The sequence below is a fragment of the Chitinophaga sp. genome, from assembly GCF_039596135.1.
In the GTDB taxonomy this organism is placed as follows: domain Bacteria; phylum Bacteroidota; class Bacteroidia; order Chitinophagales; family Chitinophagaceae; genus Chitinophaga.
This window is the reverse complement of sequence record NZ_JBCNKH010000019.1, coordinates 20,314-44,981: the sequence shown is the minus strand read 5'-3', so window position 1 is coordinate 44,981 and position 24,668 is coordinate 20,314. Positions and strand designations below refer to the sequence as shown.

The window sequence follows — 24,668 nt, the reverse complement described above, 5'->3', positions numbered from 1 at the left end:
TTTGAAATATATTAAACAGATTTTTCTGATAATTATTAGTGTACTGTCCACAAGGGCATATGCTGGCATTGAACCCTATCAGAATCAAAAACAGGGTACCATCAAAAAAGGTGATACACTGTTAGTGAAGGATGAAAAATTCCTGAACAGCGCGTATGACTGGAATAAAATTCATAATAAAACAGTCACAGACATTGTTACATTCGGGCTGTACCGTGATTCTATGGCAATACCGCAAAAGAAATTCAAGTGTACAATAGACCTGAAAGTAGAATACTGGTCATCACCTGACCAGGTAGATCCGGCTGTAGATGACCATATAAAACTGGAAATAAGTTATGATACGGCTAAAGGAGTCGGATACCAGGCGAATGCCACGTACCGCTTTAAAAATGGGTACAAGGTAAAACTGACAGTGAACGATATCACCAGTGATGAATTGGGCGATCAGCTACCTGCAGCATTCAGATTGATGGGACAGGTAATCGTGGAGCGTTCATATGAAGTGGATACGGCGCATATCACGCCAAAGGTAATATTACCTTCGAGTGGTGCTACAGGCACATTTAATGCAGCTGTAATGAGGGCTGCGGCGTCTACAGTAACGCAGGCTGGTGTAGCTTCCATATCATGGGATAGCAAGGTAAGTGAAGGCGCAGAAGAATATGATCTGGAATGGACATTTGTAGATGAGCTATCTGATGATGGCAAGATATTGAGTGAACAGGGCACCAGTACGCCGGTGGAAACATTAGCCAGAATGTTTAAAAATAATTCTTCCCGGGTTACGCTGAGCAATGAATACTATGATATTTCACTGGTGAATTATAAGAAATTTTTACTGGTAAGGGTGAGGTTTGCTTATACTGACGGGTATGGTTACAGGGAGGAAATGGATTGGGATTATAGCATGGATGACGGTGGAAATACTGTGAATGCGGTGATTGCACTGGATGATGCAATTATTCATGAGCCTGATTTTAACTGGCAGTATAGTGCAGCATATGCAGAAGAGGGGAAGAAGAAAGAGGTAGTGAGCTACTTTGACGGTAGCATGCGTAACAGGCAGACGGTGACCTTAAATAATACGGACCAGAAAGTATTGATCCAGGAAAACCTGTATGACGAATTTGGCCGGCCGATGGTCAGCATTTTGCCATTTGCAAAAAACAGCAATGAACTGAAATATTATGCAGGCCAGCATTTGAATACTTCTGGTAGCAATTATACCTGGACGAATGTGTATGGAAGTGGTACTGATTGTATCAACACACCACAGGCAATGGGTACAGCTGCCGGTGCAGGGCAGTATTATTCTTCCGGTAATGAATTTCTTTCAGATGCGTCGCGCCCGGAAACCCAGTTTATACCAGACGCTGAAGGTTATCCTTTCAGCGTAAACCTGTACACACCTGATAATACAAACAGGGTCAGTGTGCAGGGGGGAGTAGGTAAGATCTTCCAGCCGGGACCAGATAATACAGTCAGCAAGGCGACCCGGCTTTATTACGTAAAGCCGCAACAGTGGGAACTGGACCGCATGTTTGGGAATGATGTGGGATATGCAAACCATTACTTGAAGAACATGGTGGTAGATGGGAATGGTCAATTGTCAATAACCTACCAGAATGCTGCCGGCAAAACTATTGCTACAGCACTTGGGGGCAATACACCTGAGAACCTGGATGCGCTGACATCCCAATCAGTTGCCAGGCAGGAAACTTCCTATATACTGGAACCAAGAGATTTTACATTTGATGAGAGCAGGTTGTTGCTGAGTGCAACATCTACATACGCGCCCACTTCTCCCGGACCGGTTTCTTTTACTTATAACGTACAGCAACTGATCAAAACCTACGAGGAGAATGGTGTGAAAATATGCAGCAACTGTTATTACAATTTAAATATCAAAATAACAGACGACTGTAATGAGATTATCCAGAATGTTACAGTGCCTGTAGGTAGCCTGACAGGTAATTGTACCGCTACAGGCAGCGCCACTGGTTCTTTCAATACAACCTTTGACAAAATAGGGGAATATTACGTCTACTATGAGCTGGCATTGTCATCGTCCGCTTTGGATAGTTATACAACAGACTTTATTACAAAGAACACCAATCTGAATAGTAAGTGGTCTTTTATTAATACAGAATTGCAGGCGAAGAACATGACTACCTGCTTTGATGATTGTACCACCTGTCTTGCATCGCTGGGTACCCAGACTGCATTTACAACAGCTGTGAAGAACAGGTTGAGTAATGATGGTGTGGAGTTAACAACAACGATTGATACATGGGCAAATAACCTTTATACCACATTATATAATAATTGTGTGTCATTAAGGGCCAATTGCACCTCTGATCCCTGTACAGATCTGGCCAATACATTAAAGGCGGATGTGAGTCCCGGTGGACAGTATGCATTATTCGATGCCTCTGATGAAGCGCTGGAACAGGACATCAATGTGTTATACCAGCATTGGCGCACCGCCTTTCCGGAGCTGAATTCCACTGACGCTACTTATATAACCAACCAGTTTACACTGGAAGATGGTACGGTGATGAGTGCGAATGATGAACGGATGACACTGGCACTGCTTGTGCAAAACTGGAGGCCTGAGTGGGCGGATTTATTTGTGCAATGGCATCCGGAATATTGTGCACTGAAGTTCTGCCAGGAGAATAGTGCGAACGCCCTGTGGGATGAGAAAGTATCAAATATTACTACCATTAGTGATATTGCAACAGTGATACCGGGAGCTACTTATTCAAAAACTACTACCAGCTGGCTGGTGGACAATGACCCGGCATTTAGCAGTACAATATTGAGTGGATATAAGACGAGCTTTATTGCTGATCTGGATAATTACAGTAATAATGTAATGGGTATCACTGTGGTAGGGACCAAGAACCTGGTGAATTATGTAGATTATTTGCTGTATTGTTCAGACAATACGGGCAATACCAATACGAATAACAGCCCGGTTCCCGGCGCTGATAACTGGACGAACTGTGCACCAGTCGCCAGTTGTAGAATAGCGGATCTGGAATGGACCACGTATAGGGATAAATACCTGGAATTGAAGCAGAAATATTATCAGACAGTGAGGAGTACTGCTGCTTATTGTGGTGGGGAGTGTACGGTAGGAGATCCAATAAGTTATTCATCCAGTTCAACCTGTCCTGATTATGCTTCATTTTCAATACAGGCGGGTGATGCTACCTGTTCAACGGGGTTGCAGCCTGTAAAGATTATATATAGTGGTAGCCCTTTGACGAGTGCAGTGACTTTAACCTTGTACTATCCATCAGCCTATGATAGTTATACAAAGACAAGTACCGTCACATTTGCTGCGGGACAGACGGAGTCTTCTTTTTGCATTGGTAAAGAAATCGATCTGAAGACAGTATTGTTACAGTCTATTTCCTGCAATCCAAGAACCGTTGATTTTTCATGTGCAGTAGATGCTACCAAGCCAAAATTCTATTTACAGATTATCCATAACTGGCCTGACCATAGCACTGATGTGAATAATACCTGGGACTTTAATTTGTACTACTATGGCAGGAATATTCCTGAAGGAGGACAGATTACTGTTGCTATTCCAATGACCCAAACAGAGACCAGTGCCGGGTCAGACATTCCAAGGGTAGCGCGGTATACTTTTAATTCGAATGTTAATATGGCGACTGTCACCTATCCCGGGTACCAGGATTATGGTTTTGTCGTTGACGATAACTGGTCAATAAGTTGTTCAACAGCTACAACAACCCCAGTTTCCTCCTGTAATCCCATCTTAAGATATAAGGAGTCGAGGATTAACGACATTTCGTATAGTACGGCAGGGATTTCAACAGATACAACCGCATTGGCAGCACAAGTATCTGCCGCGGTAATACAATCAATGAATGAAAACTGTGAGGCGCAGGCAGAAATGTGGATGTCTCAGCTGGATGAATGTTTAAGCAGTAACTCAACTTATACGGCTAAGAAAGACGCATTAAAAGCAAAACTGATAGAGCTTTGCAAACTGGGTGGTGATGCCAGTCATCTGAACGGTGCCAGCACTACACCATCTGGCAAAGCTACATCCGAAGGATATACTTCCTTTAAACAGGTCATCACGGGTATATTGGGCAGTGGAGCCCTGAGTATGATCTGTAATCCATGGTTGCTGGATATGCCATATCCGTACGATGTACCCATGCAGGCGACCAGCAGGGTGATTGCTAAAACAGATGCGGACATCTGTTCTAAATTAGCCACTTTACAAACAGCTTATAACAATGCCGGTTCCGGTGTTTCATTCTATCAATACCTGGTCAATACCTATGGTTCAGCCATGAACCTCACGGAAGCTGAATTGACCAGTCTGCAGAACGGTTGTAATAACTGTCGTTATTTATTGGCAGGCGAGCTGACGGTGCCGGTATTCCTTGATAGCAAATCCAAAGGAACGATAACGCCGGCAGAATTCAATGCAGGGATCACCCAAATGAATAGTGAAGTGAGTTTCCTTGATGTGAATCATGCGAATTATGAACATGTGTATGCAACCTACTTGAATCAGCGGTGGGGCTTCACATTGTCTTATAGTGATTACCAGGAGTATATAACGAAACTTGCGACAAGTCCGACAGCATTACTGTGTAATACACCGGTATATAGTACGGTTACTGTCAATCCTTATAGGTGTACGGAAGAGATGATAGATGATGCGGTGTCTACAGGAACTGTACTTTATAATGAATATATAGCAGAGGAGAAGAAGAAGTTCCGGAAGGAATATATTGCTTATTGTAGTGGTACGCAACCTAACATGCAGATGACTACAAATGAGCAGTTGTATCATTATACACTGTATTATTACGATCAGGCTGGTAACCTCGTAAGAACGATACCACCGGAGGGTGTGCATTTGCTGGATGCGGCTTATCAGGCGCAGATAGATGGTGCACGTGATCATAAAGGAGAGAACTGCACCTTTGACGGGCCTATCAGTAATACATTGAAAGACTCTACCCTGATGGCATTGACAGATGCATTTGGTGCAACCTCAGCGAGGGCATTGGAATTGTGGATGTACAATTCGTCAGCAACGGGCGGTCAGTTCTTAGCCACCAGCAGTGGGCAGAAATATCTAGTCAATGCATGTGTAATGGGCAGGTATTTACACCTGGATGTGTATACAATGACAGTTACTGCCGATGTAGTAGATATAACCGCCTCTGTGCATACAACAGCAGATATGCAGTCTGTATTGCCATTAACTCCGTGGACGCATGTTGTATTTCAGGGTTCATTATTGAATGCGAATAATCTCTCAGTATATGTAAATGGTAAATCATGTCCTGTCACGACCACCGATCAGGCATCTGGTGATTGTGGATGGACGTTAACGAATGGCAGCTATCCTGAGAACCTGGCTTCGCTGAAACAGATCCGTTTTTACAACCGTGCATTATCCGCTGCTGAGATAGCAGCAAATGCGGCGGAGCCTTGTATGTCGCTGGCTTCGGATTATTATGCGGCGCTGAGTACATCATTGATTTATAGGGGCAGGTTTAATACGGCGACAGTGGGTTCAGGCACCACATCGGGTGCGGGTAGTTATACAGAGACGCAATATTCACCGGTGTATCCGGTACATGGGTTGGCGACTTCGTATGCGTATCAGTCGTTGAATGGGGTGAGTGTGCAAAAGACACCTGATGCGGGAAAGAGTAATTTCTGGTATGATAAGCTGGGAAGATCCACTGCTTCTCAAAATGCACAACAGAACGTAGACGCTAAGTATAGTTATTCAAAATATGATGAACAGGGTCGTATAGTTGAAGTGGGAGAAAAATCAGCTGGTACAGCACCAGCTACCCGATTTATGGAGTCGGCTAATGTAACAGGTTTCCATGCGTCCGGCACCAATGCACAGATTGTAAATACGTACTATGATGCATATACCGGATTTGCTTATACACAGGAGAATCTGCGCAAGAGAGTCGCTGCAACTACCTATAAAGATGCAGCCGCAGGAGAAGTGCAGCAGGCCACTTATTATAGTTATGATCAGCTGGGGAATGTAAAAACACTTTGGCAGCAGATCAAGGATTTAGGTATTAAGCAAATGGATTACCAGTATGACCTGGTAAGTGGTAAGGTGAATAAAGTTCGTTATAACTACCAGCCTGATAATAACGACCAATTCTGGTATGGATACCAATATGATGCAGACAATAGAGTCATTAAAGCAACAACAGGTGTTAGCACTGTATCCAATGATGGATGGGAAATAGAAAATGCACACACAGATGCATCCTATCGCTATTATCTCCATGGGCCGTTAGCAAGAAAGGAATTAGGTCATGGACAACTGGTGCAGGGGAGTGACTTTGCCTATACCTTACAGGGTTGGACGAAATTTGTAAACGGTCAGTATCTATCTCCAACCAGTGATATCGGAGGAGATGGAGCTACCGGTGACAGATCAGTAGTGGGGCCTGACGCATATGCTTTCTCTCTTGATTACTTCAAAGACGACTACAAGCCTATCAGCACTACCGCAACGTCATTACTCCCGTTAAACTGGTCGGATGGTACAGTATCGGAAGTAGGCAGGAACCTTTATAATGGTAATATCAGCCGTAGCACTATGGCTATCGGCCAGTTCAATAATGTAGTGGGATATACTTACCGATATGACCAGTTGAACAGGTTGAAAAAGATGCGTACACATGCATTAACTACAGGTGCAACTGCCTGGAATGCAGGTACTGCGGGTGATGCCTACCAGGAAGATGTTACATATGATGGTAATGGTAATATTCTTACTTATTTAAGGAATGGTAGTGGCGCAAATAACAAGAGCAAAGCAATGGATAACCTTACATATGGTTATCAGCGTGATGCTGCCGGTAATTTGTTAAACAATAAACTTACGCAGGTAAAGGACGCCGTAACAAGTTCTGAATATGTAAATGATCTTCAATCACAGAATGACGGTAATTATGGTTATGATAATATTGGTAACCTTATAAAGGATGATCAGACAGGTATTTCAAACATAGAATGGACAGCCTATGGTAAAATTAAATCCATTACTAATACAAAAAATAATACCTATCTTGAATACCGCTATGATGTTGCTGGAAATAGAGTATATAAGGCTTATACGCATGATGGAATAACTGATAAGAGCTGGTATGTGCGTGATGCTCAGGGCAATGTGCTGGCTGTATATGGAAATCAGGATGGAGATGGTAATATTTATTGGAAGGAGCAAAACCTGTATGGTAGCGATCGATTGGGCGTGTGGAACCCTGATATGGCTGTTACCGATAATAATGCAGCCTCATTATGGGATATGGCTGGTAAGAAACGCTATGAGCTGAGTAATCACCTTGGAAATGTGATAGCTACTGTTGGAGATTACCTTGGGGCAGATAATAAAGCGGTGGTATATAGTGCGCAGGATTATTATCCTTTTGGGATGATGCAGCCGGATAGGAGTTATAGTAGTGGTGGGTATAGGTATGGGTTTAATGGGAAGGAGAATGATAATGAGGTGAAGGGAGAGGGGAATGAGCAGGATTATGGGATGCGGGTGTATGACCCGAGGGTGGGGAGGTTTTTGAGTGTGGATCCGTTGACCCGTAATTTCCCTTCATTGTCATCTTATCAATTTGCCAGTAATAGTCCGATTGCCAACATAGATCTGGATGGTGCAGAATCACAGTACTATGGAATTGAGATCTTTAAAACATATAAAGACGGGAAATTGGTAAAGGAGGATATGAGAACGATTGAAGATAAGAGTAAAGCTGCCGGATGGTTTATCAATGGTAAACCTTATCAGTTTGCAGGACCGTTAGGAGATGGTAAGCTGTATTCAATTGTTACTTCTGAAACAAATATAAAGAAAGATGGTACGGAAGAAACGATCATAAAGACAGCAGGAGCATTTTTCTTACCTGATCCTCCAAAGAAGGTGAATAGGCAGCAGAGCTACCTACCCGTTAATCTTATTATTTTTGGCTCTAGCGAAGACCCGGAAGAAGGATATGGAAACAAGATGAACCCTAAAGCAAAGGTCTTTGTAGTTGATTTCAATGAATTTAGCGAAAACCTGGATCTTATACTAACAACGCAGCCTGGGGAACTTGGTAAACCAGAAGGGAAAAAACCTTCAGGTATAGAAATCATTGAAAAGATTGGAGGTAATGCGAATGATGCAATTCCAGCGATACTGAGAGCGCAAGTTAAAAAGATCGGTTATTGTATAGAATGTAAGAAGAACTTTTCGATGAAAGATGGAGCGATGACAAATAACGAAAATGGTAAAGCTGCAACAGATACGTTTCATCATGACGCTCCGGATCAACCTCTCCCTAAAGTAACTGAAAATGAACCGAAATAAAATGAAAGGTAACTATTTGATGATTTTTTGGGTAGGATCAATACTACTACTTTTTTCTAAATGTAAGTCTTCGTCTATACTTGATATCGTGAAGAAAAGATATATTGCAGAAAGTGATTCCAGTTTTAAGACTTCCTGTGATGATTCATTGTATTTTGGAAAACAGAAGCAATATGTGTCAGTTTTGAAGTATTACTGTGATCCTAGATTACGTGGAATATCAGGTTATCTTTTGGGCGATAAGTATGGTAATGAATTTCAGTTTGATTATTATGGATATTTAAGGTCTTACGAATTCATTACAGATGGTAGTCATTATTCTTATGGTGTCTTTTACAATAAAGATAGTTCACGACATATAGAGATAGGAACTCCTTTATTAGATTATATTAATATGGCAGATGAGAATGAAGATAAGAATGTGCGTAAATGTAGTTTTTTGTTTTCAAGCTTTCCTCGTGCTACGATGAAAATAAGCTATTCTCTGGATGGGAAAACTTTTCGTGAAATTGAGCATAATAATTTTTTTTTGATGCCATATGTATATGATGTCGTTTTAAAGTTACCCTTGAATGTAAAAACCGTGTACTTTAAAATGGAGGCAACGGATATTATAAAGGATCTGTATGGTTTGGAAAATAGTAAGACGTTTTTTGGCTCATCTACCTTAAAATAGTTTATTGTTGTCCAGATAAACGGCACTTGACTATAGGCAAAGATCTGAAAAGTTCTTTGCCTACTTTCGGGGGATTATGGATAATAAAAGATATTGATTACAAAACATTATTAGATAGTAATCCTGATGATTCGGAACTGAGAAAGATAGTAAAAGTTGTTTCCATTGTCAAGATAGTTAGTGCCATAACTGCTGTACTGTGTGCAATTGATATTACCGTGTTGAAGATACTTGAGTGAATAATTGGATTATAGGGTTGTATTACAGGTGTAATTCTATCAAGATTGATAAGAAGTCAGGTAATAAATAATATGGAGAAAGTAAATGTAATAACATCGAATGAAGTCAGTTGGAAGATTGTCAAGCCATTGAATGGAAAAGTGATGTGGAATTTAACAATGACATTGCTGGCTGGCTTTGTTGTTAGTACTTATTTTTTACAAATGGATACAAGATTAAGGCCCCTGTAATTGTTGTTAGAAATATTTCAATTCCTTTTAGTTTCCTTTTGGCTATTTTTATATACAAATGGATAAGGTATAAGAGGAATATAGACATATGTATTGAGAAGGTAAGTCAAGATAGATATATTATAAATGGCAAGGATTATTTAATTAACGCTGAAAGGGATTATATAAAGGTAGTTAAATATGGAAACAGAGTGGGATCCGCACTATTTAGTATCTATTTAATATTAGATGAGCATAAATTATTTATTGTAAGAGACCTTTACGATGAAGAATATACGGATACTATTCAAAGTTTGTCATCTTTTTTAGGATTGAATGTTACAGTTAACAGTTGAATAAATAGTAATAGTCAGCCCTTAGTATTCAACATAAAGCTTTTGGATATTGCAGCCGGATAGGAGGTGAAGCTCAATGGCGTATGGGTAGAGGTTTAATGGAAAGGAGAATCATAATGAGGTGAAGGGAGAGGGGAATGAGCAGGACTATGGAATGAGGATTTATGATTCGAGATTGGGACGGTTTTTGAGTGTGGATCCGTTGACGAAGAGTTATCCTTGGTATACTCCATATCAATTTGCAGGAAATACTCCTCTTCAAGCTGTAGATTTGGATGGAGGAGAACCTAAGTCGGTTGTCAAACAAACTGTTACCTATTCCGTTGCAAATATAACCTTGGATCCTGAAATAGACGAGCCCAATAAAATGCCCCAAACTGCATCTGTATTAGTGAAGAAGATTGATTATAGCTTTACAGCAGCAGCCCACTTATTAAGCCTTGTCTCAGGAGTAAATGAGGCGGATATTTCTGCAATTAAAATTGTAAATTCAGTCGGCACTTTATTTCCCCTTTATGAAGTGTTGCCGGGAGGAGGAGCCGCGACAATAAAGCAAGACGGTCAAAACACGATTCGTATGGCAAGCAATTATTTTTCAACTCCTAGTATTGGGGGGAAATATGACTACTCTAACAATGTCAATGCATGGTTGGGGTTAGCATCCCATGAGGTCGGCCATTTGCGGGATATTAAAGAGTTAGATGAAGGGCCAATAGGTTATATGGCCACTTTTGCTAAGGGTTATATAGCTGCTGGCAGTCACGATGGATATTGGAGAGAACAAAGAGCTGAAGAGGGGGCAACTGAATTAGACAACTTTAAGGGATTTATAAATAAAAGATATGGCATGGGTAAACTTAGGGAATTATTCGAAAATCCCAATAATACTGATGCTATTATTATAAGAAGGGTTGACCAATGGTGGAAACAGTATCAGAAGTCTGAAGATGTTAGAAAAACTAATGAAATCAATCATTTAAAAAAAATTGACCAATGGTGGAATATATTAGGAGACAGGCAAAAAAAGCAAAAGAAAACGCAAGAAAAAACAGGAGGGTGAATTGTATAGTTTTATTGCTTCCGATCCTGTTTATTTCCTGCTTTCAAAGTAACAAGATGTACTTTGATATTGCTAGTCAGACTGTAAGATCAAGTAGTTCTAAAGGAATACTTCGATTAACTATTGAAAACGATTCTATTCCTGAAACCTTTTTAATTTCATGGAGGGGTAGCTATGATAGTATGCCTGATTTCATTGATTTTAATTCAATAAATGAAGCGTATCAAGTTGATAAGGGTGGAGAAATGATAGATAATAGCAAGTTTAAATTGATGCCATTTTCCAAATATACTATCGAAAGGATGCAAGGAGATGCTGGAGCTTATTACTTATACATCTGGACTGATGGAAAAGGTAAGGTTGTTAAAGCTAATGATAGAAATTAGATTTCAAAGTCGAAAAAACTATTATGAATTAGGATTTGAGCCCCCGCAGTCATTTGGTAAACTTTTTAAGACGAAAACAAATCAATCCCCGTTTGCATTCAGGGCTACATTCCAGTTACCTGAAGCTCCCACCCAAATTCTTCGTCATCATCACCCTTGCCCTACTCAGCGCTTCCCTGCTTGTATACAGATACCTCGCAATATTCGTCAAAGATATCTTCTGAATAATCAAAGGACGATTCCGCATCAGGAACCGGTACCGCTCCAACGGACTTTTTAAAGATAGTATATACTGATGCTCCGCCTGCTCTTCCATTATATCCTGGTACACCTGGATATTGACATGTAATATACTGCAATGCAAATCATACAAAGGACGGACATTATTGATATTGAACCGTAAAATAACGGCATCTTCCAAAGCCGTGATGTTCAGGTAAGACGGCTTGTTATTATTGAAGCTTTGGCAATTTGTCAGAAAATCATCCGTAAAACCAAATTTCAGTATTTTCTCACTATCATCATCCCCAATAAAACTATATTTAAAATGACCGGATAAAATAAACGCTGCATTCCGCGCTACTTTCCCCACCCGCAGAAAATGCTCTCCTTTTTTAATATGCCGGACAGTGGCCAATTGATCCAGTAACTGCCATTCCTCCTCTGATACCTGCGGATATTTCTTTATGAGTCTTTGATAATACGATGGTAAAGGCATACTGTTACAAGTTATTTAAATACTGTTTCAATGCAAAATTAAACTCAACCGGTTGCTCCATCATGGGCGCATGACCACATGCATCAATGACTACTAATTTAGCATCAGGAATCATACCCGCAAATTCATGGGCGACATGGATGGGTGTAATCCTATCCTCACGGCCCCAAATTAATAAAGTTGGTGCAGATATTTGTGACAAAAGATCCGCTACGTAATGACGTTGGGCGGACTTAGCAACCCGAAGAATACCCAGGCATTTTGGGGTGTCAGTGGTGATGCTTAGTACTTGTGAGATGAGGGCCTCGGTGGCAACAGCAGGGTTGTGGAAGGTATATTCCACCCTGGCTTTGATATAAGCAACAGAGCTTCTTTTAGGGAAACTACCCATGTTTGTATTCTCATACAAACCAGAGCTACCTGTTAATACCAGGTGTTTGACTTTGTGCCGGGCGGCGTATAGAATAGCGATATGTCCACCCAGGGAGTTGCCAATGAGTATGAAGTCGGTTATGCTATTTGTATCAATATAACTTTCCAGGAATTCAAGTAAATATAGTAGCGGTTCTTCCTTTGGCGTATCATAAATAGGCAGGGACGGGACATATATATTATAAGCGGGACCAAATTCTTCAACAACGCTGTCCCAGTTGCTCAGTTGTCCAAACAGGCCGTGTAGCAGGATCATATTTTGTTTCATGTTACAAAAGTAGATGCTGCGAAATCATGTGGCCGTGACTACAGTCACAATATGTATAATGCCTTCAGGCCACAAAAGCCTGAAGGCGTTGTTTAATATCAAGGTGTTTCTATTGCAAACTGCTGCGCATCCGACCCATTCCACGTCCATGATCGGATATCCGCTCCCGGCGTAGGATCACCATTCTCCAGATCCATCACGTTATTACTCCCTTTCGCCATAATCCTGTAATACCCATTCCCCAATGCCTCCACTCTCCACAACTGACAATCATTTGACAACTGATCCCACACCTGTATATTCGTTCCTCTATCCAACCCACATGCATTCAGATCCAGTGCCTTATGATTCGGTAAAGCGGAAATAACCTGATAAAAACCATTCCCCTGGTAAGTAAACGTCCATTTCTGCCCATCACAATCCGTCCTCGTCCATGTCTTTACATCCGCATTGCCGGTAGCACATGCCGGGATGTCAAGGTACAACCCGGCCCCGGCAGTCGTGTTTACTTTTGACCTGATCACATAGGTACCATCTGCAATTGGATTAGGTGAGTAACAGATGCCATCATATTTAATCACGCCAGATGTCGTAATATCCACAGGCAGGATATTGCCCGAAGCATCAAAGAACATCCTGTCTATCGCCACCTGTCTTTCATCCACATTCGTACTCGTTCTGCGATGGTATACAAAATAATATTCATCACTACACCCTGCCTTGCGGATCACCGCATTATGCCCCGGTCCTTTAATAGCGCCCAATGGCGAAGTAATACGTCCCTTCGTGGTCCAGGGTCCCATAGGCCCGGTGGCGGTAGCATACTCTACATGGTAATCGTCGTTCCGGTAATCATTGATAGAATACATCAGGTAGTACACCTCATTTCGCTTCAGCATATAAGGTGCCTCGAAATAGTTAGACGGCTTTTCATGACTACGCGTACCTGTCAGCGATATCATATCTGTATTCAACGCCTGGATGTTCAGCGTGGTATTACCCCAATACAGGTAAGCCTGCCCATCTGTATCAATAAAAGCCATCGGGTCAATAGGGTCAGTACCATCCCCGGTAGCAAGCGCGCTGCCTTTGTCAGTAAAAGGGCCGGTAGGGCTGGTACTCACGGCAACTCCTATCTGTTTCTCAGCCGTAAAGTACATGTAAAAATTACCGTTACGTGCTACCACGCAGGGAGCCCAGCCACCTGTATGCGCCCAGCTTACATTGTTGAGGTCCAGTACCACCCCTTCATCGTTCCAGCTAAGCAGGTCGGCAGAAGAGTATGCATGAAACTGGCTGTTGTTCGACCCAATAGCAGTGGTATAAATGTAATACCTGCCATTTGCATAAATGATATCCGGATCAGCAGTAGGAACCGGTAAGATAGGATTGCCACTCATAAAATCAAGTGCGGCCGAAGCGACTAAACCGGCACTTGTGGTAGTAGCAGCAAGAGAAGCGGGACGATGGAGGTTATTTTCGTCCGAACAGGCGTCCATACAGACGCTGAGTACAGTTGCAAACAATAGCAACCTGGTGGAATTTACCATAGGTTTTCAATTTATAGGATTAAAAAAAATATCAAAAGAAATATCAACGCCAGGACGACGCCATAAAAGAGCAGCAATAAGAAGTCACTAAATTTACGAAAATCTTCAATTAATCAGTTGTTTTTTAAACTGGTTAGGGCTAACACCGGTTTCTTTTTTAAATAACCGGGAAAAGTAAGGTACATTCTCAAAACCAAGTTCATAGGCAATCTCTGAGATATTCTGCTGCTGGGTTTTCAGCCGGTTCTTGGCTTCGTTAATCAGGTAGATATGAATATTCTCTATCGCCGTTTTTCCCGTCTCCTGTTTCAGGAGATCACTCAGGTACCGGGGGGAGATATTGAGTTGTGCAGCCAGCATTGTCACAGTGGGTAGTCCCTGTGCCGTTGAAAAATAGTTACTCAGCGCCTCATGGAACATAGACACTGTCTTGCCGGAAAGCTGTGTACGGTTGATGAACTGGCGCTTATAAAACCGCTGTGAATATTTCAGCATGGAATCGATATGTGTGAGGATAATATCCCTGCTATATTCATCGGTATTATTGTGATATTCTGTATCTATTTTGAAAAAAAGGTCCCACATAATCTGCTCCTCCCGGGGAGAAAGGTGCAGCGCTTCATTGATTTCATAATCAAAATAACCATAGGTATTGATCTCATTGCGTAGCTTATGGCCATTCAGGTAATCTTCATGAATGAAGATGATAAATGCGTCCTCTTCAAGTTCCAGGTTATTAAACTGAATCACCTGCCTGGGTTTGAAAAAGGACATGCTGCCGGTATCATGGTCATACTTAGTGCGGCCGTATAATATCACGCCTGATATTAGTTTCTTCAGCGCGATCATGTAAAAGTCAGATGTGAATTCCCTGTTACCCAAAGTACAGGTATTGGCACATCTTACGGTGCTGAATAATGGATTCTCCGGCATGGGGAGACCATTAAAACGATGTATATCGGTAAGGCTGCTAAAGTGCTGCATAACATATCAGATTGGAAAATCTACGCCCTGTTACAGGCGTAGATATATCAAAGGTAGGTTTATTTACCATGTGCTGCCAGGGAAGTTTCTTTCCAGGCATCCCACTCTGCAAAGCGGCTTTCATACACCTGCGTAGCCCATGGCTGACCCTGCTTGCCCAGCAAAAGGCGCAACGGCGGATTGTCACTGTCAATCAGTTGTAAAATAGCAGGCACAGTAGCTTCCGGAATACCGATGGTATCTGGTGACGCTGCTGCCTGCAGCCATGCCCGGGCTCCGTCATATTCTGGCATAGGCGTAGTCACTACTGCAGAAGCACTGTTCCAGTCGGTGGCGAACTGGTTAGGTTCTACCAGTGTGACATGAATGCCGAATCCTTTCACCTCCTGTGCCAGGGTTTCGCTTAAGCCTTCTACTGCAAATTTCGAAGCGTTATATAACCCTAAAACCGGTACAGTGACCAGACCTAATATGCTGGAAACCTGGATAATATGGCCATATCCCTGTTTACGCATAACAGGCAGCACAGCCTGTGTGAGCCAGAGCAGGCCAAAGAAGTTCGTCTCTATTTGCTCACGGGCCTGTTGTTCGCTCGTTTCTTCAATACTGCCAAACAAGCCATACCCTGCATTATTGATCAGTACATCAATGCTGCCGAAATGTTGTGTAGCCCGGGCGATGGCAGCAAAATCTGCTTCGCGGTTATTGACGTCTAATTGTAAGGGAAGAATGCGTGTACCATATTGTTTTACCAGGTCATTCAGCGTGCCCAGATCCCGTGCGGTGGCGATTACATTGTGCCCTTTTTCCAATAATGCTGCTGCCCATAATTTACCGAAGCCACGGGAGGCGCCGGTAATGAATATTGTCTTTGCCATTTGTTTTTGTTGATTTGTTGGCACAAAACTAGGAAGCGCAATGGGGATGGATTTATACAGAAGTAGGAAGTTTTGATACATTTTTACGAGGGGGACGCTGTCATCCTCACTCACTGAGACGGCAAAACAAGTTTTTACCATGGACTAATCCCTGTCTCCGGCGCATTATCATCACTGAAAAACTGCCCTGTCGCACCATCCGGCCCTAACACCGCCGCCTTTACTACTCTTGCTGCCGCATCCTCCACTGTACCCGGACCACTATGATTATTAAAATCCGTTGCGGTATAACAGGGATCCACTGCATTTACCTTAAACGCTGTATTCTTCAGCTCATAGGCCAATACAATCGTATAAGCATTCATCGCTGCCTTCGAAGATACATACGTTACCGGCTTTACTTTGTAATGTACATAGGTCGGATCACTTTGCCTGTTCAAAGATCCTAATCCCGATGTTACATTCACAATGCGTGGAGAAGAGGATTGCTTCAGCAAATCTATAAATGCCTGTGTTACCTCCACCATGCCAAAGAAGTTCGTCTCAAACACCTGTCTGAATACATGAAGATCTGTATCCGTACTACTCTGCGGGTAGCCCCCACTAATCCCGGCATTATTAATCAGTACGTCCAGCGACCTTACTTTGGTTCGCGCCGCCTGTATAGATGCCGGATTATCTACATCGATTAAAAGTGGTGTTACCTGGTCCAGTCCCTCTGCGTGCAGTTTCTCTACTGCCTGTTGGCCTTTTACTAAGTCACGGCATCCCAGGTATACATAATACCCTAATTTCAATAACTGCCTGGCAGTTTCAAAGCCGATACTTCTATTTGCTCCTGTTATCAATACTGTTTTCATAATAAAGTAATTTAACGGTAACAAAATTACAGACAGGCACCACTACCACCGGAACACATCCAACGGTTTTAATGGTACATTTTCCGGATTTGAGATACACCTGCTACAGCAGCTAAGAATTTAGGAAGATTTTTTTGATAACACGGTAAGGTTTTGTGAAATAATAAAGTTGAAAATAAGGCAATCTAGCCGTCATGAAATCGCTTTCATTAGGCAGCAGGATAAAGTGAGTGAACCGCACGAGTAATCGGAATTTGCTGATTGAGTACCGGTTCAAACATACACTTGTATATATTTGATCGCGGAGTGATCTTGTAGAAGTTGTGAGCAGATAATTAATAATAATCCGCGCGGTTTTGGTTAACGAGCCGTCGTAGCCTGTCGCAACCGGTTGTGCAGCGCAATTCATTAACTGGTTAGTTAATAACCTGGCTAAGCATTCATGCCGTTGCAACTGTTCCGGAACCTGCTTATGACCCGCACTGATAAGCATCACCATATCCACCAAAGACCTGAGATTAGGATAATAATCTCTGACCCCATGATTGATGAGCATGAGCTGATAATATTGCTGCGAAGTAATAGGTTGCGTGGAATCTAAATAATCGTCACCCAGGAATTCTTTGAAAGAAAGTTGCCGGTTTATAAAGCTATCTGGCCGGTAATGAAATTCAACACTAAATAACCTGCCCCCTGGACTGCGTTTATAAAACGTAATGTCTTTACGATTGTCAAAGAAACTGGTGGGAAACCTCCGGAAATATTCCAGGCTGGGGCTTTCGTATCCTTGCGATAGCATCACATCTACCAACGCTGCAAGCTGCCTGTTATCTACAATAAAATCCATATCCGTAAATTCACGCATACTGATATCCCCGCCATATACCACCCTTGTAAAATCCAGTCCTTTGTACATCTTTACTGCGATACCCTGTTCTCGCAATACCTGCAGTATACGTGCAGATTCAATCTGCCGTTCAAAAGCAAATACAGATAGCGCATGACAATAATTACGAAACCTGGTAAGCGCGGGTCCCGGAATCCTGTTATTATTCAAAACCCTGTAAACAATAGGACGTACCCGGTGCAAAGCCGCTAACCTGTACACTTCCTCCCAGTCTATCTCATGGGATTGCACAAACTGCTCCAGCTCCGCTGCCGGAGTTGTTTTAACAAATATTCTACAACATAAAATAACACAGGCTATTTCAACCGAATAGTTTTTACTGATCGCTTCAACCTGCATTACCGTATATTAAGCATATGATGTTGCTGCAATTTTTGCAAAAACGGCATGGTATCACCTTCACATTGTGCAGTAGAAATTCCATATTCGTTCGCGAGAGAAGAAATCAGCTCTTTGATAGCTACAGGCGTAGCCAATTTATTCCAGATTACACTGCCGACCGGGTTTATATTAATATAATGCCCCTGTTGAATATCCATTAGTACAACTTCATCTCCCAGGTTGCTAATCATAAATTTTTCTTCATTACGACAGATAACATTTTCAGGATTCATTGAGGTTAATTTTGTGATGTAAAAATAAGTATTATTGCATTATAACTAATTTCTTAATAACCGCCTATCTTCCACGATGTCCAGTTTTAAATATTGGGGGTTTGGATTGCATATTCTATCAGAAATACCCTTCCCTGAATTAGCCCCAGCAACCTCATTTGACCAGGCTCATGTAAAAATCCGGATGGGCAGCATTCCTGAATTCCAGGATGGTTTTTCGTTTACCACCGGCCGTATTTCCTACACAATGAACGACCGGGGACTACTGTTTACGGTACAGGACATAGGAAAATATTATGTAAGCGGGGGAGATACCATTGTGATCCATCCCGATCATGAGAGCATTGAAAGCCGCCTGTTGCGCCTGTTTGTGCTGACTACCGGTATGGCCGGTATATTACAGCAACGGAGCATCATCCCCCTGCATACCGGGTCATTGTTAATCGATGGCAAACTCACCCTTATTGCAGGCCGTTCCGGTGCAGGGAAGTCTACCACACTGGCGGGCCTGATGAATAAAAATTACCGTATATTTAGTGACGATATCGTAGTGCTTGCCCGGGGTACTGACAATCACATACACGGTATTGCATCTTACCCCATGATCAAGCTATGGGAACAGAGCATGCAGGCATTTGAATACGAAGACCGCTCTTTTCCCATCATGCCGGGATTAGAAAAATACGGACTCTTTTTCCACGAAGAATTTGATACCAGTCAATATCCAATAAACAGGGTGATCCTATTGAAGCTAAGCGATGATGGCCGGTTTGCAACAAACCAGCTCACAGGAGGCTGTGCCTTTGAAGCCGTTGTGGAACACATTTATAAACCTTCCTTTTTCAATACCCCGGAAATGCGTATACTTAAATTTAAGACCATCACACAGTTGTTGCAAAATACAGCAGTTTACCAGATTGCCAGACCGGCAAACTGCGCGCCCGATGAATTGCTTTCGCATGTAACTTCCCTCATATGAATAAAGCAGACATGAGAATGTTCACAGAAGCATGGTTATGGCTGGCATTGGCCAGAACAATGCTCTTGTTTTTACCTTTCAGAAAACTAGCCCCCATTCTCGGAGAAAAGATCCCGCCTCCTGCAGACCAGGAAGACAAACACCATGAGCAGGATGATAAGCTGCTCCGCATAGGTACAGCTATTCTGCGTGCAGGTAACAAGTCGCCCTGGCGTACCGAATGTTTTGAACAGGCACTGGCAGGCAAGTTTATGCTCAAAACCAGGTGTATGCCCAGTACCGTCTTCTTTGGTGTGAGCAAAAATAGAAGGAAAGGTAACTTCAATGCACATGCCTGGTTGCGATGTGGTAACTGCATCGTGACCGGCGATAAACATTTAGAACAATTTACTGTTATTGCTTGTTTCAAAAGTTGAACCATGAGTGCCTTATTTGGTATCATTAATAAAAACCGCAACCTGCTGGCGCCAGCAGCAGTTCAACGTATCAGTAAAGTTTTGCAACACCGGGCTATAGATGGAATGGAGGTCTGGACGGATCAGTATATCGCCCTGGCCCACTGCAAACTGGCTATGAATGATACTGAACAGCAACAAAGCATTCCGTTGGTGACTGATGACCTTGTGATCACTGCAGACGTACGCCTGGATAACAGGCATTCCCTCCTGCAACAGACGGGTGCACCTGCCGGCTGTTCCGATGTTGTTTTGCTCCTGTACGCCTGGCATAAATGGCAGGAAGCATGTGTTACCCACCTGGAAGGCGAATTTGCTATTTGTATATGGGACAGGATCAGGCAACAATGCTTTCTGGCCACCGACCCAATTGGTTTTCGCGCACTATATTATTATGATTCTCCTGAGGTATTTATATTTTGTAGTGAGCAAAAAGGAGTAGAAGCGTTTAAACCATCTGCCCCACGGTTCAACGAGGTGAGCCTGATTGAATACTACTTCCGGCAATCCTGTCCCGCTGCCACCTACGATGCGGATGTATGGATGTTGTGCGGTGGCAATACATTGGTACTGGCCAATGGCCTGATGACCATCCGGAAATACTGGGAGCCCGCCGGTGGCCGATATAGATTTAAAAAAGACAAGGATTGGCAGGAATGCCTGAAAGAACTGATTTACGAAGCGGTGAGCAACCGGTTAAATACAGATAAACCTGTTGGGATTACCCTGAGCGGCGGCCTCGATTCATCTGTTATTGCCTGCGTACTTTCCGAAGTATTACTGAAAAAGAATAAACCCCTTTATGCATTTTCAGCAATATTACCCGAACAGCACCACCCGGAGGAAGAAGATGAACGGACATATATAGATGTGATTGGCAGTCATTGTCCTAACCTTATTCAGACTTATGTAACAGCCACATCCTATGGACCATTTGATGGCATTATAGCCGCTTTTGAACGGGACGAAACATTTCCCAACGTTTTCTACTACATGGACCATGCGATCCTGGAAGCAGCAAAAGAAAAACAGACAGGCATATTATATACCGGTTTTGGTGGCGATCATTGGGTGTCGTGGAGTGGTAATCCCGTCATTTACAACATGGTGAGAAGCGGACGCCTGCTGGGTGCATGGAAGCTCATGAAACAGTTCTCCGACAAAGAAAGGAAGAAGTTTGCCCACATCGTCAAACGGGAACTGATAGCACAGGCTGTAAAGCAAAAGAAAAGTGCAGCTGGACAGGCACCTTTCCTGCAGGAGGGATTCTTTCAAAAGTATAGCAGCGACCTGTCTTTTGCATCGGTAAAGGATATCACTTCGCATATGTGCGATAACCTTCGTAAGGGCAGAACGGGCTTGTTCCCTGCTATGCTCGCCAAGCGAAATGAGCGGTTTGGCATGCAGAGTGCCGTACCACTGCTGGATAAAAAGATCATGGAATTTATGATAGATGTACCCATGCACCTGTTTGTAAAAGGCGGGTATAAAAGGAGCTTCATCCGGCATGCCATGCAGGGAATAGTACCGCCGGCGGTATTGTGGAGACGGGATAAGGGAATGTATTCTCCTGACTACATTTCCCGCGTGCATAATCATATGGCTTATATCAATGAGGTAGAAGCGTCAGACAAACATAGCCTGGCATTCCAGCGTTATCTATCCAGGGATGGATTAACATTCAATCATGCAAACAGAAAAGACACAGCTATTCTGAGAACTAACCAGTCTGTAATAGCCAGTGAAATTCTGACTGCATTAGCACAAAAAGGATATTTGATACCCTAATATTTAAAAAAAACAAAAATGAAAGAACAAGCAACCCAAAAACCTGTGTGGACAGCACCTGACTTAAAAGTCTACGAAGTAAATGACATTACCCTCGGAGCCGGCGGTGTTGGATTTGATTTTGCATCAGAATCAAGTGTCTGATGTTGAAAAGGGGCTCATTGCAAAATGAGCCCTTTTTTAATTCCATAAAAAACCGCCTGATAAGCAGGCACAAAAATATCCTCCAGCAGCAGCATATTGACCTGTATCAACTGACCATCACCTGCAGCTATCAACAACTGCGCACCCTCATTGACAATACTGCCGGGTGGCAATGTAGTCTTCATACCAGTCTGCACACCATCCATCAATTTTATTTCCTGTCCATGTGCCCGCGCAGCAGCACCTTTATTCCATGGATTGCAGGCCCGTACCAGGTTGCAGATCTCTGTAGCAGACATTCTGCCCCAATCAATCTGTACATCGGTTGCCACCGGCCGTTTGTGGTAGGTAGCAGGTACAGCCCCCGGTATTTCAGGTAGCGGCATTCCCGAAGCAAGCGCATTTAATATAAAGAATACACCTTCTATCACCAGCTGACTGAAAACCTGGTGAACCAATGCATAGTTATAATGTGGCTGATCAGGAATGTTTTTTAACCAGACTACCGGCCCTGCATCGAACCGGGCCGTTAATACGTGAATACTGAGGCACAACTGCGGCATCCCCATTTTCAATTGCCAGAATACGGGTACAGGCCCTCTGAAAGCTGGTAGTGGCCCCGCATGAATATTAAAAACAGGCATAGAAAACCGGGCAACATCCAGCAGGTGTGGATACCCATATACAAACACCACAGTGGGTTTGCGCTGCTCCAGCCAGTTATAAACGTCGGCATTTTGCCGCCCACTGACCAGTGCAAAACGGGCAGCAAGAACATTGACCTTCTGGTTCACATATGCATCCTGACCAGGTGCAAAAAAGATACACACCTGCAAATTGTTATTTGCAAGTGTGTAGGCCAGTGATAGAAACTGATCACTGGCAGTAATAATTCCTATATTCATATCAGTTATGGAAAGCTGGGGAATATTCCCTCCGTGGCGATGATATAATTAATGGTGACATAAGGCATCATGTTATCGTGCGGTTGCGTACCACCGGTACCAGACATGGTTGCTGCGTCCAGGATCACATTCGGCGCTGTTGGCCCTGAGGGCAACGGTAAGGCTGTATACAGTTTTACATCCGGGTAAGGAGTGGGTGGCGGCGGTGTACTGGTATTACCATTCGTATTGGCCAGGAAGGCGTTAGTAGGTTCCCCCGTAGTAGCATCGTCAGTGCTTGCCATCAGGTTGTGTGTATGCGAAGGGATCTGGGTGGTGAGGAGTGTTACATTAGGCACCCCGGTAGATTCACCGACCGTATAGTTCGACCCACCCAGCAATGTGCCCTGGCCACAACCTATTCGCTGCCGCAGGTCCGGCACTCCAAAAGTAGTGATGCCATCACCGCCATAAATGGTACCAATAAGTGTGAACAATGCCTCGTAGTTACTGATTGAGAGTAAAGCACCATTGCAAACTACCCAGCCAACTGGTGCATAGGTACCGGCAAAGATTCTAATTTCACCAAGGTAATTATCCATAAATTATTTTTTAATGTTATTGGGGAATGTTATTGCCTGGAAGGGAATATGCCTTGTGTGGCAATGCAATAATTGACTACCAGGAACGGTTGCCTGTTTTCGTGTGGCTGAGTGCCACCTGTTGGTGTGATGCAGGGTCCCATTTGCGTAGGAGTGCTTGCAGCTGTAGCATATAAATTGACAGTGGCTTTGTTGGACACCGGCGATGTGCCTTTTATATTAGGATTGCCCAGAAAGTTGTTAGACGGTGAACCTACATCATAAGCACTACTGGCACGAACCAGGTGATTGTGCATGGGCAGTTGATTGGTAATAAGGGTCACCGATTCACTGCCCGCAGCCTGGCCTATCGTATAACTACTGCCACTTTTGCTGACACCGGTACCAACAATAGTTCTGCCGTTTAAGTTAGGTAGTTGAAAATTGGTGGTGCCGTTTCCGCCATAATAAACGCCTAGCAGTGCAAATAGTGCCTGGTTCTGGGCGATAGGTAAAAGCTGTCCGTTGCAGGATACCCAACCTCTTGGCGCCCTGGGATAGCTAAATGCACGGATCTCTCCGAGATAGTTTTCCATAAGAAGAATGCAATAAGGTGAATAAAAATTGTGGATCAGGGGCGTTGTGGAAATACGCCGTTTACACAGATACAATAAGTCATGGCCAGGTAAGGCGACATATTGTTGTGGGGCTGACTGTTCCCGGTAATCGAAATACTCTGAGGGTTGAGTGTTCCGCTACCAGCCGTATCAGCATAAGCAATAATCCCCTGGCTAAATCCTGAAGAGTAAGCATTGGTAAGATAAGAAGTAGGCGCCGGGACATTCGTCGCCTGTGTTAATTGAGTAGCACTCGAACGGGTAACTGCCCCCACCTGGTGACTGTGTGCCGGAATAGTGCTCACCGTGAGTGTTACTGTTTCAGATCCTCCCGTAATGCCCGGGTGATCATACCCTGATTGTGCTGTGTTCACACCAATGAGGGATATCCCCCTTAAATCCGGTAGCTGGAAATTTGTTGTACCATTTCCTCCAAATTGAGTGCCGATAACGGCAAAGAGGACAGAGCTGGATTGAATTGGGAGCAGGCTCCCATCGCAGGGAAGCCAGCCAGTAGGCACGAAATTAAAGCCAAATGCCCTGATTTCGCCAATGAAACCATCCATAGTGTTAATGATTAAGTATGAGGTAATAAAAAAGGGTTATTAAATAAGATAAGGTGTTTGGGATTATAAAGTTATTAAGACAGTTTACAAACAATGTTTAACAGTC

At 43.1% G+C, this 24,668-nt stretch carries 19 protein-coding genes and 2 pseudogenes; 9 read left to right on the top strand and 12 right to left on the bottom strand.

Features of this window, described 5'->3' with window-relative positions; genetic code table 11:
* Window position 1: 1 nt before the first annotated feature.
* The 5 genes and pseudogenes from ABDW16_RS13735 to ABDW16_RS13715 form a co-directional block, all read left to right on the top strand.
* On the top strand, window positions 2-8,410 hold the full coding sequence (locus ABDW16_RS13735) for an RHS repeat-associated core domain-containing protein (RefSeq protein ID WP_343670450.1): 8,409 nt from the start codon (window positions 2-4) through the stop codon (window positions 8,408-8,410).
* An 88-nt stretch (window positions 8,411-8,498) separates the two neighbouring features.
* Complete coding sequence (locus ABDW16_RS13730; RefSeq protein WP_343670449.1) at window positions 8,499-9,086, top strand: hypothetical protein; 588 nt, start codon at window positions 8,499-8,501, stop codon at window positions 9,084-9,086.
* 908 nt (window positions 9,087-9,994) lie between these two features.
* Window positions 9,995-10,951 (top strand): annotated as a pseudogene (locus tag ABDW16_RS13725) (RHS repeat-associated core domain-containing protein); the annotation flags it as partial.
* Window positions 10,885-11,337, top strand: a complete 453-nt coding sequence (locus tag ABDW16_RS13720) for a hypothetical protein (RefSeq protein ID WP_343670447.1) — start codon at window positions 10,885-10,887, stop codon at window positions 11,335-11,337. The pseudogene ABDW16_RS13725 and the gene ABDW16_RS13720, both read left to right, overlap by 67 nt.
* Window positions 11,338-11,359: 22 nt before the next feature.
* Window positions 11,360-11,449, top strand: a pseudogene (locus ABDW16_RS13715) (AraC family transcriptional regulator); the annotation flags it as partial.
* Between the two features lie 3 nt (window positions 11,450-11,452).
* Here ABDW16_RS13715 and ABDW16_RS13710 read toward each other — a convergent pair.
* From ABDW16_RS13710 to ABDW16_RS13675, 8 genes are all read right to left on the bottom strand, one after another.
* Entirely contained in the window at window positions 11,453-12,055 is a 603-nt protein-coding gene (locus ABDW16_RS13710) for a Crp/Fnr family transcriptional regulator (RefSeq protein ID WP_343670445.1), read from the bottom strand.
* Between the two features lie 4 nt (window positions 12,056-12,059).
* Window positions 12,060-12,755 (bottom strand): alpha/beta hydrolase, encoded by a 696-nt coding sequence (locus tag ABDW16_RS13705; protein ID WP_343670444.1) that lies wholly within the window; start codon window positions 12,753-12,755, stop codon window positions 12,060-12,062.
* Between the two features lie 98 nt (window positions 12,756-12,853).
* A complete protein-coding gene (locus ABDW16_RS13700; RefSeq protein ID WP_343670442.1) occupies window positions 12,854-14,305 on the bottom strand; it encodes a family 43 glycosylhydrolase in 1,452 nt (483 codons plus the stop codon).
* Between the two features lie 105 nt (window positions 14,306-14,410).
* Window positions 14,411-15,289, bottom strand: a complete 879-nt coding sequence (locus ABDW16_RS13695) for a helix-turn-helix transcriptional regulator (RefSeq protein WP_343670441.1) — start codon at window positions 15,287-15,289, stop codon at window positions 14,411-14,413.
* 59 nt (window positions 15,290-15,348) lie between these two features.
* Complete coding sequence (locus ABDW16_RS13690; RefSeq protein ID WP_343670439.1) at window positions 15,349-16,167, bottom strand: SDR family NAD(P)-dependent oxidoreductase; 819 nt, start codon at window positions 16,165-16,167, stop codon at window positions 15,349-15,351.
* A 134-nt stretch (window positions 16,168-16,301) separates the two neighbouring features.
* Window positions 16,302-17,027: an SDR family oxidoreductase gene (locus tag ABDW16_RS13685; protein WP_343670438.1), complete on the bottom strand. Its 726-nt coding sequence runs from the start codon at window positions 17,025-17,027 to the stop codon at window positions 16,302-16,304.
* Between the two features lie 112 nt (window positions 17,028-17,139).
* Window positions 17,140-18,273 (bottom strand): nucleotidyltransferase family protein, encoded by a 1,134-nt coding sequence (locus ABDW16_RS13680; RefSeq protein ID WP_343670436.1) that lies wholly within the window; start codon window positions 18,271-18,273, stop codon window positions 17,140-17,142.
* The gene (locus ABDW16_RS13675; protein ID WP_343670435.1) at window positions 18,273-18,548 is read right to left on the bottom strand and encodes a PqqD family protein; all 276 of its coding nucleotides are present in this window, start codon (window positions 18,546-18,548) and stop codon (window positions 18,273-18,275) included. The genes ABDW16_RS13680 and ABDW16_RS13675 overlap by 1 nt, the downstream gene beginning before the upstream one ends.
* Before the next feature lie 76 nt (window positions 18,549-18,624).
* On the opposite strand from ABDW16_RS13675, the gene ABDW16_RS13670 reads away from it, so the two are divergent.
* From ABDW16_RS13670 to ABDW16_RS13655, 4 genes are read left to right on the top strand one after another with little or no spacing between them, the layout of a single operon-like run.
* Window positions 18,625-19,527, top strand: a complete 903-nt coding sequence (locus ABDW16_RS13670) for a hypothetical protein (protein WP_343670434.1) — start codon at window positions 18,625-18,627, stop codon at window positions 19,525-19,527.
* Window positions 19,524-19,943 (top strand): lasso peptide biosynthesis B2 protein, encoded by a 420-nt coding sequence (locus tag ABDW16_RS13665; protein WP_343670432.1) that lies wholly within the window; start codon window positions 19,524-19,526, stop codon window positions 19,941-19,943. Before ABDW16_RS13670 ends, ABDW16_RS13665 begins: the two co-directional genes overlap by 4 nt.
* A 3-nt stretch (window positions 19,944-19,946) precedes the next feature.
* Window positions 19,947-21,770: an asparagine synthase-related protein gene (locus tag ABDW16_RS13660; protein ID WP_343670431.1), complete on the top strand. Its 1,824-nt coding sequence runs from the start codon at window positions 19,947-19,949 to the stop codon at window positions 21,768-21,770.
* Window positions 21,771-21,788: 18 nt separating this feature from the next.
* Window positions 21,789-21,914, top strand: a complete 126-nt coding sequence (locus ABDW16_RS13655) for a hypothetical protein (protein ID WP_343670430.1) — start codon at window positions 21,789-21,791, stop codon at window positions 21,912-21,914.
* Window positions 21,915-21,928: 14 nt separating this feature from the next.
* Here ABDW16_RS13655 and ABDW16_RS13650 read toward each other — a convergent pair whose 3' ends face one another.
* Genes ABDW16_RS13650 through ABDW16_RS13635 form a run of 4 tightly spaced genes read right to left on the bottom strand, consistent with a single transcriptional unit; the run spans window position 21,929 to window position 24,562 of the window.
* The gene (locus ABDW16_RS13650; RefSeq protein ID WP_343670429.1) at window positions 21,929-22,819 is read right to left on the bottom strand and encodes a formyltransferase family protein; all 891 of its coding nucleotides are present in this window, start codon (window positions 22,817-22,819) and stop codon (window positions 21,929-21,931) included.
* A 5-nt stretch (window positions 22,820-22,824) separates the two neighbouring features.
* A complete protein-coding gene (locus ABDW16_RS13645; RefSeq protein WP_343670427.1) occupies window positions 22,825-23,400 on the bottom strand; it encodes a tail fiber protein in 576 nt (191 codons plus the stop codon).
* A 29-nt stretch (window positions 23,401-23,429) separates the two neighbouring features.
* The gene (locus ABDW16_RS13640) at window positions 23,430-23,975 is read right to left on the bottom strand and encodes a tail fiber protein (protein ID WP_343670426.1); all 546 of its coding nucleotides are present in this window, start codon (window positions 23,973-23,975) and stop codon (window positions 23,430-23,432) included.
* A gap of 35 nt (window positions 23,976-24,010) precedes the next feature.
* Window positions 24,011-24,562: a tail fiber protein gene (locus tag ABDW16_RS13635; RefSeq protein WP_343670425.1), complete on the bottom strand. Its 552-nt coding sequence runs from the start codon at window positions 24,560-24,562 to the stop codon at window positions 24,011-24,013.
* Between the last annotated feature and the right edge of the window lie 106 nt (window positions 24,563-24,668).